Origin of the sequence: Haloferula luteola (genome assembly GCF_014201715.1) — a bacterium.
Lineage (GTDB): Bacteria > Verrucomicrobiota > Verrucomicrobiia > Verrucomicrobiales > Akkermansiaceae > Haloferula > Haloferula luteola.
Window position 1 is genome coordinate 1 of record NZ_JACHFD010000034.1, and the last position, 11,770, is coordinate 11,770.

General features: G+C 58.8%; 6 protein-coding genes. 3 read left to right on the plus strand and 3 right to left on the minus strand.

Translation table 11 applies throughout. The annotated features are described in order from the left end of the window. The first annotated feature begins 293 nt into the window (after positions 1 to 293). Positions 294 to 3,137 (plus strand): glycoside hydrolase family 2 TIM barrel-domain containing protein, encoded by a 2,844-nt coding sequence (locus tag HNR46_RS19240; protein WP_184022069.1) that lies wholly within the window; start codon positions 294 to 296, stop codon positions 3,135 to 3,137. On the opposite strand, the gene HNR46_RS19245 is transcribed toward HNR46_RS19240, so the two are convergent. Next, positions 3,112 to 6,642: a proline dehydrogenase family protein gene (locus HNR46_RS19245; RefSeq protein WP_184022072.1), complete on the minus strand. Its 3,531-nt coding sequence runs from the start codon at positions 6,640 to 6,642 to the stop codon at positions 3,112 to 3,114. The two genes, HNR46_RS19240 and HNR46_RS19245, sit on opposite strands and share 26 nt — an antisense overlap. A gap of 80 nt (positions 6,643 to 6,722) precedes the next feature. Then, positions 6,723 to 8,450 (minus strand): vWA domain-containing protein, encoded by a 1,728-nt coding sequence (locus HNR46_RS19250; protein WP_184022075.1) that lies wholly within the window; start codon positions 8,448 to 8,450, stop codon positions 6,723 to 6,725. Positions 8,451 to 8,582: 132 nt separating this feature from the next. On the opposite strand from HNR46_RS19250, the gene HNR46_RS19255 reads away from it, so the two are divergent. Both HNR46_RS19255 and HNR46_RS19260 read left to right on the plus strand, forming a co-directional pair. Further along, complete coding sequence (locus HNR46_RS19255) at positions 8,583 to 9,440, plus strand: D-hexose-6-phosphate mutarotase (protein ID WP_184022078.1); 858 nt, start codon at positions 8,583 to 8,585, stop codon at positions 9,438 to 9,440. A gap of 214 nt (positions 9,441 to 9,654) precedes the next feature. Further along, entirely contained in the window at positions 9,655 to 9,849 is a 195-nt protein-coding gene (locus tag HNR46_RS19260; RefSeq protein ID WP_184022081.1) for a CsbD family protein, read from the plus strand. Between the two features lie 88 nt (positions 9,850 to 9,937). On the opposite strand, the gene HNR46_RS19265 is transcribed toward HNR46_RS19260, so the two are convergent. Next, positions 9,938 to 11,737: an SLC13 family permease gene (locus HNR46_RS19265; protein ID WP_184022084.1), complete on the minus strand. Its 1,800-nt coding sequence runs from the start codon at positions 11,735 to 11,737 to the stop codon at positions 9,938 to 9,940. Between the last annotated feature and the right edge of the window lie 33 nt (positions 11,738 to 11,770).

The window sequence follows — 11,770 nt, forward strand, 5'->3', positions numbered from 1 at the left end:
AAGAAGAGCGGGATCCTCTCGCGAACGTAGGGGGGAGATTCGCGGGAAGCATGGATTTGTCTGGTTATCAGACGCTTACCCCGAATCAAAAATCCAGTCAACCAGGAAGACTGTCGTAACCCATTGAAATCGAGAAATTCCCCGAAAAACCAGCCATTCACGTGAGTTGCGACATCCATCCCATGGTCAGCAACGAGCGCTCCCCTTTTGTTTCTACGGCCGTCCCCAATCCCACCCGATTGGAGTAATAAGAACCAAGGCATGAGTTCCCGTAAAATCCTTCGATTCTTTCCATGCGCTCTCCACTTGCTCTCCTGCTCGCACTCCCTCTCCTCAGTGCCCATGCCCGTGAGGTGAAACTCATCAACGACCATTGGCAGTTCCATCTTGGATCCCTGGCGAACATCGAGGCCGTGAAAGCGCCTGACCTCGATTGGAAAACAGTGAACCTTCCGCACGATTGGGCCATCGCCGGCCCCTTCGATCCAAGAGTCTCAGGAGAACAGGGAAAACTCCCATGGAAAGGGGTTGGTTGGTACCGCAAATCACTCGAAATCTCTGCAGAAGACCTCGCCGCGGGACGTCGTGCGATTCTCCTCTTCGACGGAGTCATGGCCAATCCTGAAGTTTATGTGAACGGTGAGTCGGTTGGCGGTTGGGAGTATGGTTACAATTCCTTCCATCTCGACATCACCGACCACGTCAAACCTGGAAACAATGACTTAGTAGTTCGCGCCAGTACCGAAAAACATCATTCCCGCTGGTACCCGGGAGCTGGGATCTACCGCAAGGTTCGCCTCATTCTCGTCGACCCCGTGCACATCCCCATCTGGGGCATTTCTATCACCACTCCGAAGATCACCGAAGATCACGCCACCGTGGATCTCGCGATCGAAGTCACGAACGAGACCGATCGATCTCAGATCGCGAGCCTGCACACCCGTCTTGTCGGACCCAATGGGGACACGGTGGCCGAGCAACAAAGCCCCTTGGAAATCCCCACTGGAACCTTCGTCATCCATCATCTCTCGCTCACCGTCCCCCAGCCTCTGCGTTGGGATGTTGATCATCCTCACCTCTACACCGCCGTCACCGAAATCCATCGCGAGGGTCTAGCGGTGGACACCGTCGAACAGCCCTTTGGCATCCGCACGATCGAGTGGACGGCGGACGACGGATTCCACCTCAATGATCGTCGCGTGCAACTCCAAGGAGTCTGCCTCCATCACGACAACGGCCCTCTTGGTGCAGCCCTGTTTAGGGAATCTCTGGTCCGCAAGCTCACCCTCATGAAAGAGATGGGGGTCAATGCGATCCGCACCAGCCACAATGCCCCCTCTCCCGAAATGCTCGAACTCTGTGACCAAATGGGACTGCTGGTCATCGACGAGCTGTTTGACAAGTATGGTCCGACGGCCAGTGCCCCCATCTCGACAAGAAATTACGTCGAGAACCACGCCGAGCGTGAAATCCGTCACTTCATCCGACGGGACCGCAATCACCCCTCGATCATTCTTTGGTCCATCGGCAACGAGGTCAGCGATCTGCTTGCCGATCGCACCCCCCAGGCCAAGCGACTCACCACCCAACTCGTCGATTGGTTTCACCAATACGATCCCACCCGCCTCACCAATATGGCCTGCCACCGCACTGGCGGAGTGGACAACGGCTCCCTCGATGCGCTCGACACAACGGGCTGGAACTACGGCCAGAAGTATCTCGCTGCCCGCAGAAAATATCCCCACCAACCGCTCATTTACACGGAATCAGCGTCCGCTTTCAGCACCCGAGGCTACTATGCCTTTCCTCATCCGAAAAACCGCAATGACTTTGACAAGGATCATCAGGAATCCTCCTACGATCTCACCTCCGCGACCTGGTCGGACATTCCCGACGTCGAATTCATGAGGATGGAGCGAGACCGCTACGTTGCCGGTGAATTTGTTTGGACCGGCTTCGACTACCTTGGCGAACCTACTCCCCATACCCAGGAAGCTCGGAGCAGCTACTTCGGCATCGTGGATCTCGTGGGAATCCCCAAAGACCGCTACTATCTCTACCGCAGTCACTGGAATCCTTCCGAACCCACCGTTCACCTCTTACCGCATTGGACATGGCCAGATCGGGTGGGCCAGGAGGTCCCCGTCTACGTCTATACCAACGGCGACGAGGCCGAGCTTTTCCTCAATGGCAAAAGCCTCGGTCGGCGGAAGAAAAGTTCATCCACCGCGACCAGCCTCTCTACCCACAAGCCCGCAAGCGCCTCTTCTGAGGAGTTCTTTCAGGATGCCGAGGGCAATGTTCAGAAGGAGAACCGGGCCGACAAAGCCTTCGACGGTGATACCCAAAGCCGTTGGTGCGCAGAAGACGCGACCTTGCCGCAATGGCTTCAAGTCGACCTGAAGCAATCCACTTCCATTCCCTACGTCGCGATCACTTGGGAGAAAGCTGCCGCCGGCTATGAATACGAGCTTCTGGGCTCCGAGAATGGAGAAAGTTGGAAGCCCATCGCCCGTTCGAATCGCGCTCAGAATTCCGGCCATCGTGCGGTTCTCTACCCCGACGCCAAAGCCCGCTTCCTGCGCGTCAACATCACCCACGTTCCCGATCGTTCATGGGCGAGCATCGCCGAGATTCGCGTGGAAACCGAGATCCCGAAAGAAGCGGAATTGTTGCAGGACCCCTACTATCAGGTGATGGACCGCTACCGCCTGCGTTGGGAGAACGTCCGCTACGAACCCGGTGCACTCGGAGTCGTCGCCTACAAGGACGGCATGGAAATCGGCCGCGAAGTGATCCGCACCGCCGGTGCTCCGGCCGCACTCCGACTGACTCCCGAACCTGTCCATGGCGACGAGCTTCGCTACATTCTGGTCGAAGCCATCGACGCCGATGGCAACCTCTGTCCTCAAGACATGCGTAGGGTCACTTTCACCGTCGATGGACCCGCCACTCTCGCCGGGGTCGGCAATGGCGATCCCATGGGGCTCGATCCCTTTCAAGATGCGAGTCATCCCCTTTTCTATGGCAAGGCAGTGCTCATCGTGCGCCGTGACCCGGACGGGCACGGCCCTGTCACCGTCCGTGCCACGGGGCAGGGCCTGCCACCGATCAGTTCGCCGCTGGAGTTCCGCTAAGTTCAGGAAGCGGTGATCCGTGACGGTGCAATGTCCGCGTCACCGACTGCTCCTGGACATAGCGTAGCAGCTCGATCCGACCATTGTTCACCGGGGTGGCAGTCGAGATCCGCAGTCCGCACTTTGCCGCCTCCGCCCGCACTGTGCCCGGAGCATCGACCACTCGCATCGCGCCATAGAGGCGTGGAGCCAGACGTTCGACCAGCTGCTTGTCCGACTCTCGGATGACCTGAAAGCCTCTCATCCAGTCAAATACCGGCTGGGAAGGGTCGAGCGAAAGATCCATGGCATCTGCCCGACGCCCCGTCGCCAATGCAGCCGCCACCATGCGACGCAAGTCCCGCTCCTCGGACGAGCGCAGTAGCACTCGGCCAAGAACCCGGTAGCGAAACACATTGCTCTCGCAAGCAAGAGCTGATGGATCGTGATCGACTGAAAACTCCCGTTGCCACCACCAAGCATCGCTCTCCGCCGCAACACGAAACTCGCCCGTCGAATCCAGCTCCAAAAACTCCGCCACCACCGCGGAAACAGGCGCCCGGAACTGCGGTTCGTCCGCATCTTCCCATTTTCCGAACTGGGCCACATAATTGGGGCCTCCTGCCTTTGCTCCCGGACCAAAGCACGACTTCTTCCATCCCCCAAAGGGCTGCCGATTCACAATAGCTCCTGTGATGGGCCGGTTGATGTAGGCATTTCCCACTTCTACCGCCGCCTCCCATTGAGCGATCTCATCGGCATCCAATGAATGAATCCCTCCCGTCAATCCAAAGTCGGATTGATTCTGAATCTGGATGGCGTGGGCAATGTCTTTCGCTCGAATCAACCCGAGAGTCGGACCGAAACATTCACAGGCTCGGAACCAGCCATCGGGCTTCACGCCGAGACGGATTCCCGGTGACCAAAGTTGCGGATTCCCATCCACCGGCTTGGGTTCCAGCAACCAGGATTCACCCTGATCCAGCTCAGTCAGCCCACGCTTCAATGCTTCTTCCGGGGGCCGGATCAATGGCGTCACCACCGACGCATAATTCCATGATCCTCCCACCGTCAGCGAGGACGCCGCGTCCCGCAGCTTCGCCATAAAGCTCGGATCATCGTAGAGTTCTGCCTCAAGAATCGCCAGCGACGCCGCCGAACACTTCTGCCCACCATGACGAAAGGCACTATATACGAGGTCTTTCACCGCCAGGTCCGGATCGGCAGCAGCACTGATGATCATCGCATTGACACCGGACGTTTCCGCCAGCAGGGGCAACTCAGGCTTCCAATCGAGAAACCGTACGGCAGTGTCATACCCCCCGGTCAGAATCACCGCACCGATGCGGGGGTCGGTGATCAGATCCCGGGCCACCGGTCCATCTGCACAGGGAAGGAACTGCAGCACCTCCCGAGGGACTCCGGCATTCCACAACGCTTCGACCATCGTCCAGGCACACAACACGGCCTGCGGGGCAGGCTTCAGGATCACCGAAGTGCCCGCCGCCAAGGCCGCCAGGACGCCTCCGCAAGGAATGGCGAAAGGGAAGTTCCAGGGGGGAGCGATCACCACCGGTCCACATGGCTCAAACCGAGTGCCATCAAACCAGCCCCCTGCCATCAGACTGCGGGCATAGTAGTTGGCAAAGTCCACCGCTTCACTGACCTCGGAATCCGCCTCCAAGACGGCCTTTCCCGCCTCCCGGACCATCGCGACAATCGCGCTTGCTCGCTGCCGCTCCAATTTCGCGGCGACTTCCAACAAGATCTCTGCTCGCTGCTCAAGCGTGCGTGCATTCCATTGGTCCCGAGCACCCTGGGCCGTCTCGATGGCCTCCATGGCTTCTTCCCAACTCGCCTGTGCGAAATCGCAAACCACCTTCTCCGGGCGGGATGGGTCATTGCTCTCACCCCGACTTGTGCCATCACGGAAGATGCCGCTTACCTGCAACGGAACCTTGACCGCTTCGGCCTCGCGAACCGCATCAACCGGTCCGCGAATCCAATCCACATTGGTATCGACCGAAAAGTCCGTGTCGGCGGCATTCTCAAACGCATCGCTGAGCCGACTCGCCGTCGCGATCTGCCGACTCCTCTCCTGCTTGCGAAACGGCACCCAGGCCGTCGTCGGCACGGCATGGCAGCCATCGAGGAAGGTCTGAACCTGACGGCTCCACGCGGCATCCCCCGGCTTCATGCCGAACAGGTCATGCAAGAAGTTTTCCGGAGAAGTGTTCTCGTCGAGGCGGCGAATCAGATAGGCGATCGCTGCTGGAAAATCCGCATCCGAGACTACCGGCGCATAGAGCCGGACGGAGCCCGTCTGTTGCTTCACGCCGCGAGCCTGATGATCGGCCATGCCTTCGAGCATTTCGAAGCTCACCCGATCTCTCACGCCCCGCTTTTCCCGCAGCAGCAAGCCGTAGGCGATATCGAAAAGATTGTGGCTGGCCACCGCCACCTTCATCCCGGTGTTTTCCGGTGAGCACGCTTGCTGAAGCATCCGGCGGAAATTGGCGTCACTCTCGTGCTTGATCCCATACGGCGCCAAAGGCCAACCGTGCCATTCGGCATCAACCCGCTCCATCGCCAAATTCGCGCCTTTCACCAAACGCACCCGAATCGGTGCCCCTCCTGCCTCCACCCGACGCCGAGCCCAAACCTGCAACGCCTTTTGGACCGGCCATGAGTCTGGAAGATACGCCTGCAGCACAATCCCCGCCTCCAGATGATGGAATTCCTCTTCATCCAGAACCTCCACGAACACCGCACAAGTGAGGCGCAGGTCCCGGTATTCCTCCATGTCGAGGTTCACGAACTTCGCGCCGCCATCACTCTTCGGATTCTGCCGAGCTGCCCGATAAAGCTGGCGCAATCGATCCTTCAAAATATCGGCCGTTTCGCGGTCGGCGACCGGGTGAATCTGGCTGAAAAAGGCAGAAAGCTTCACCGAGATGGCTTCGCACCCAGGATCCGCAAGCCGGGCGAGATTGGCCTGCAAGCGATGGGTCGCCTCGGTCTCCCCCAAAACCGCCTCACCCAACTGATTGAGAATGAGCTCAAATCCTTCCCCTTTCCGACGCTGAATGTGTTCCGTCAGGCTCGTGGCCTCATCGCTGAGAATGACGTGCCGGCTTTCCTCCCGTAGGTGTTGCGTCACCCGTGGCATCACCATGCCGGGTAGCACTGCCGATGCCGCCGCGCCTGCCTGCAACATCGCCTTCTGGTGCAACGGCAAAAACTGAGGAGTCCCGTAGGTGGCGAGCAGATCCCGGAATCGTTTCGCCTGGCGCCGCGCCGTCGGAGGCCGCAGAACCTGATCGGTCATCGCAAAGGTGAACACACGGCCTGGCTCGTCCTCCATCAGGCGCGCCATTTGCGCGGCCCGGCGCTTCTCCACTGGAAGAAGTTGTCGGTTCGAAGCGACCAGCAAATCACCCGCTAGGGCGATCACTTCACGAGTATCCAGCTCCACTTCTGGAAGCTTTTCCAATGAGGTTTCCAACGGCAAAAGACCACGCCACATGACGGTATTTTTCTAGCAGGTTTCGAGCCGGGATAGCGGTCGAGAAATTCGCATCTTCTCCCGCTGCCCATAGGAAACGTTCACTCTGCCGGAACGATCTGGATGGGGATGCGTGCAATCACGCCCCCTCCCTGCTCTGACTGATAGCGGATCTCACCTTCGCCAGCTTCCGCGGGGGCACGCAGCGTCAGCGTCTTGCCATCTTTGGTGTAGGCGTATTCGGCGTATGCTCCATCTTCGAGGTTTTTCGGAACCAGTGTCAGGTAGTCCCCTTCATTGTCAGGACCTGTCCACTCAATCGACACCTCCGTTCCGGCAGTCACCGTCGCGGGAGCGCTTAAGGTAACCTTCGCTGCCTCGACTCGGAGCGGAATGCGCGCCAGCACTTTCCCCCCTTCTTCCGTCTGATAGCGAATCTCGGCCTCGCCTGCCTCCATCGGGGCGGGGACCTTCAATGGATTGCCCAGCTCCGTGTAAGCGTATTTTCCATACGCTCCCTCTTCGGTGCCCTTGGGAACAATGGTCACGTAGTCGCCCGCGTGGTTCGGCCCCGTCCAGTGGATCTCCACCGCCGAACCGGCGACCGCCTGGTCCACCGCCTGCAAAGTGACTTCCGCCTTGGTGACCTTCAGGGGGATGCGCGCCAGCACTTTATGGCCATTCTCGGTTTGATACCGGATCTCTGCATCGCCTTCATTGAGAGGAGCTACCACCTTCGCCGGACTGCCCTGCGAGGTGTATTGATAGTGCCCCTCGCTACCGTCCTCCGCATCAGCCGCCACAATGGTAAGGTAATCACCCGGGTGATCGGGCCCACTCCACGTGATCTCCACCGAGGCTCCTGCCACCACGGACGGCACGGCTTTGAGAGAGATCTCCGACGCGACCACTTCGACTGCGGCCCTCGCAAGCACCTTGCCTGTCCGAGCATGGACGTAGCGCAATTCCGCAGGACCTTCATCCACAATGGAAAGCAATGTCAGAGGGCTCCCCCCGCGGGTATACTCGTAATTTCGGTAGGCCCCATCTTCGAGGTCCTTGGGCACCAACGTCAGGTAATCTCCGGGTTCATCGGGGCCCGTCCAGCGAACTTCCAGCTCCGATCCAGCGATCACTGTTTCCGGCCCTACCACGCTCGCTTCGCCCGGTTCCTCCATCGGGGAGAGTTCCCGTGCAGGTTCCGTCAGCATCTCCAAGGCATCCGCCAAAGTGGTGGCATTGCCCGCTTTGAGGAACATCCCGCCTGTTGACTTCGCGAGACATTCCACCGACTTCGCCGCTCGGTCATCCAAGTCGAAGGCGACCACGTGCGCCGTAAAATCCACTCCCGTTTCCTCCAGAATCTGAGCCGCCTCGCAGGGATCCTGATCACAGGTCTCTTCACCATCTGTCACCAAAATCACCGTCGCCTTTCCCTCCGTCGACCGCAACGCTTCGGCGGCGAAAACCACCGCTGCAGTGAGTGGCGTCATCCCCTTCGGCTGCACAGCACGGACGGTCTCCTTGAAGGCCTCCCGATCCAGCAAAGTCGGCTCCACCAGCAGCTCAATGTCATCGCATTTCCCCTTCTCTCGGTGACCGTAAGCCACGAGGCCCAACTCCGTCTCATCCGGAAGCTGATCGACCAACTTCGCCACCGCTTCACGAGCGATTTCAATCTTTGATCTGCCCTCGATTCGGCCCCACATGCTCCCCGAGGCATCAAGAACTAAAATCATCTTTGTTGCTCCCTCCGCGGCTCGAACCGAGCCCATCCAAGCCCCCAAAATCCCCGCCATCATCCCTGCATATCTCACCGTTGTGCGCATGATGCTCGTGGATATACGATGAAGATTCTTCGCATGGAAGCCAAAGCCGGCGTCTCTGCATGACACAATAGGCATCGAAATCACACGCTCCCGATTTGTGCCCGAGCGGAAGAGACCTCAGTCTCCGCTGCAATGGAGCCCACACCCAAGCTGCCCCCCACCGTCGTTCTGGTCGAAGCGACCCCCGGATACCCGATCCTTGAGATCCGCCATCCGCAATGCTTCGGCCGCTTGGCGCTCCATGGCGCCCACGTCATGGAATGGCAGCCAGTTTCCGCCGATGCTCCCGTGCTCTACCTGAGTCCCGACGCCCTGCTTCAGCCCGGCAAGGCCATCCGCGGCGGTATCCCGATCTGCTGGCCTTGGTTCAACGCCCACCCCAGCGATTCCAGTCTGCCGTCCCACGGCTTCGCTCGTACCCACTTCTGGGAGCTCGAAGCCGCAGAAGAGGATGAATCCGGCGTCACCATCAGCTTACGCTTCCGATCCGGCGACCTTGCCGCCTATCTCGACGTCTACTTCGGAGAATGGCTCGAGATTGCCCTGGAAACCACCAACCTCGGGGACGAGCCGCTACCCCTTTCCGGCGCGCTCCATACCTACCTCGCCATCTCTTCCATCGCACAAGTCCAGGTCGATGGTCTGAGTGGCGACCAGTACCTCGACACCGTCGGAGACCGCACCGAGCGCGTCCAAAGCGGTCTCGTCTACTTCGATCGCGAGGTCGACCGCATCTACGAAAATGACAGCAGTGCCCTGCTCGTCGATTCCGGATACGAGCGCGTCATCGTCGTCGAAAAAGAAGGCAGCCCCTCCACCGTCGTTTGGAATCCTTGGGTGGATAAGGCAAAAAACCTCTCCGACCTTCCCGACGAAGCCTATCGGGATTTTGTCTGCATCGAGGCCGCCATTTCCAACGATCGCGCAATCATTCTGGCTCCAGGAGGCAGCCATGTGCTCAGCACAACCCTTCGAGTCGAGGACCACTGAAATCCGCAGCCTGCACGAGATCGCGCACATTTGGCGTGCGATCCGCGCGGTGGATCGCCGCGGTCGATGCCGAATCAGGCCGACCCATGCGACTCAAACCCCTCATTTTCAATACATATCACCCAAAATTCGAGGGCGGCACGTCGAGTGCGAAAGAGATGAGGGAAGCTTCGGAATCCGTCCGAATCGTTCCTTAACTCAACTCTGAAAAGCCATGAACCAACTCGAAGTCAAAGGTAACTGGAACATCGTCAAAGGTCGCCTCAAACAAAAATGGGGCCAACTCACCGATGACGACCTCGACTACGTGGAAGGACTCGAAGAAGAACTCGTCGGCCGCATCCAAAAGCGCACTGGCGAGACCCGAGAAGCGGTCGAAAAGGCCATCGAGGATTCCCGCCACGTCTAAGGCCACCCTTCCATCTCCTGAGAAAATCGGCACCCGGCTCGTCCGGGTGCCTTTTTGCTTCTTCAATGCGAATGCCTCTCCCCTTTCCTCAGAAAGGCCAGAACCTCGGGATCAACCACACCGCGACTCCCCATAGCAAAAGATTCAGAGGGAGCCCGATCTTTACAAAGTCACCAAATCGATATCCCCCGGCCCCATAAACATAGGTGTTCGTTTGATAACCGATGGGCGTCAGAAAACTCGCGCTTGCGCCAAACATGATCGCCACGATGAACGGTCGCGCATCGACTCCAAGCGAATCCGCAATCGAGATCACTACCGGAGTCAACAAGATCGCCACCGCATTGTTGGTCACCACTTCCGTCAACAATGACGCCAAAATATAGATTCCCGCGAGAATCGCCACCGGGCCGAAATCCTTCATCGCGCCCACGACCCCTTGAGAAATCCACTCCGCCCCCCCCGTGATCTCCATCGCCTTGCCAATCCCCAACATTCCATAGATCAGGAACAGGATATTCCATTCGATCCGTTCGTAAGCTTCTCGCAAATCGACGCACCGCGTGACGATCGACAGCACCGCCCCCACCAACGCGGCGCTGGAAATCGGCAAGAGCCCAAAGGCGGCCGTCAGGATCACTCCCAGCATGATCCCCGACGCAAGAAACACCTTGCTCTTCCGTGGCAGTGAAATGCTCGACTCATTGAGGCTCAGAAAATCCTCCTCCTGCTTCAGGCGGATCAAGTTATGAACTGGCCCTTCCAGCAAAAGCGTATCTCCAAACGCCAGGCGCAGGTCCTGATAACCCGCCCGCACATTCACTCCCCGGCGATGCACCGCGGCCACCACCACCCCATATCTTCTCCGAATCCCGGAATCGCGAATCGATCGCCCCAGCAACGAACTACGTGGCCCGATGATGGCCTCCACCGTCTTCACCTGCGTCCCTTGAGGCTCCTCATCGTTCGCCGAGCCCACCGTTTCATGCAGCATCGTCAGACCCTTGGTCGCCTGGATTTCCGCCAACTGCTTCGCCGTCGCCCGGAACCATAGGGTATCACGTTCCTGCAGAACCAACGCATCGAGGGGGATGTCCTCGACCCGCCGACCGTGCCTCGCCACCTCATACACCAAGGTCCGTTTGCGATCCGAAAACAAGGGGTTCCCCACCAAGCGCTCGCCCGCCAATGGCGAATCATCATCCACCACCACCGCCGAACAGAACTTCCGGGTATCTTCCGCATCGATCAGGCTGCTGACCGTATCCCGCGCCGGCAGCAGGCGAACCCCCACCAGAAACAAATACCCAAAACCCACCAAAGCATAGATCGCGCCCAAACCCGAAATCTCAAAAATCCCGAAAGGCTGCTGCCCTTGAGACTTGGCCACCCCGGCTACGAGCAAATTGGTCGACGTCCCAATCAAAGTTCCAGTGCCCCCGAGGATGCTCAGAAACGACAATGGGATCAGCAACTTACTGGCCTTCATCCCCGCCTGGCGGCAAAACGCCATCAAAACCGGCAAAAACACCACCACCACGGGCGTGTTATTCAGGAACGCCGAAAGCGGCATCACGATCAATGCCAGCACCGTCAGCACCCGTGGCATCGACGTCCCCGCCCAGCTTGAAAACTTCACCGCGATCCAATCAATGGCTCCCGTTCGGGTCAGCGAGCTGCTCAGCACAAACATCGCTCCGATCGTCAACGGAGCGGAATTGGAAAACACCTCCGAGACCTCCTTTTCTCCGAGAACTCCAGCCACCACCAGCACCCCCATGCCACACAAGGCCGTCAGCTCAGTCGGCAGCCATTCCTTCATGAAGCAAAGGAACACGGCGGCAAGCACCCCGAAGGTAAGCCAAAGCTGAAAAGCATCCATGGGCATCGGCGCCATCTTCAAACGGAAACCCGTCCGACG

Bases quoted from the DNA above. Each gene is read 5' to 3' on its own strand.
- HNR46_RS19240 (WP_184022069.1), top strand. From the start codon at position 294: ATGCGCTCTCCACTTGCTCTCCTGCTCGCACTCCCTCTCCTCAGTGCC.
- HNR46_RS19245 (WP_184022072.1), bottom strand. From the start codon at position 6,642: ATGTGGCGTGGTCTTTTGCCGTTGGAAACCTCATTGGAAAAGCTTCCA.
- HNR46_RS19250 (WP_184022075.1), bottom strand. From the start codon at position 8,450: ATGCGCACAACGGTGAGATATGCAGGGATGATGGCGGGGATTTTGGGG.
- HNR46_RS19255 (WP_184022078.1), top strand. From the start codon at position 8,583: ATGGAGCCCACACCCAAGCTGCCCCCCACCGTCGTTCTGGTCGAAGCG.
- HNR46_RS19260 (WP_184022081.1), top strand. From the start codon at position 9,655: ATGAACCAACTCGAAGTCAAAGGTAACTGGAACATCGTCAAAGGTCGC.
- HNR46_RS19265 (WP_184022084.1), bottom strand. From the start codon at position 11,737: ATGCCCATGGATGCTTTTCAGCTTTGGCTTACCTTCGGGGTGCTTGCC.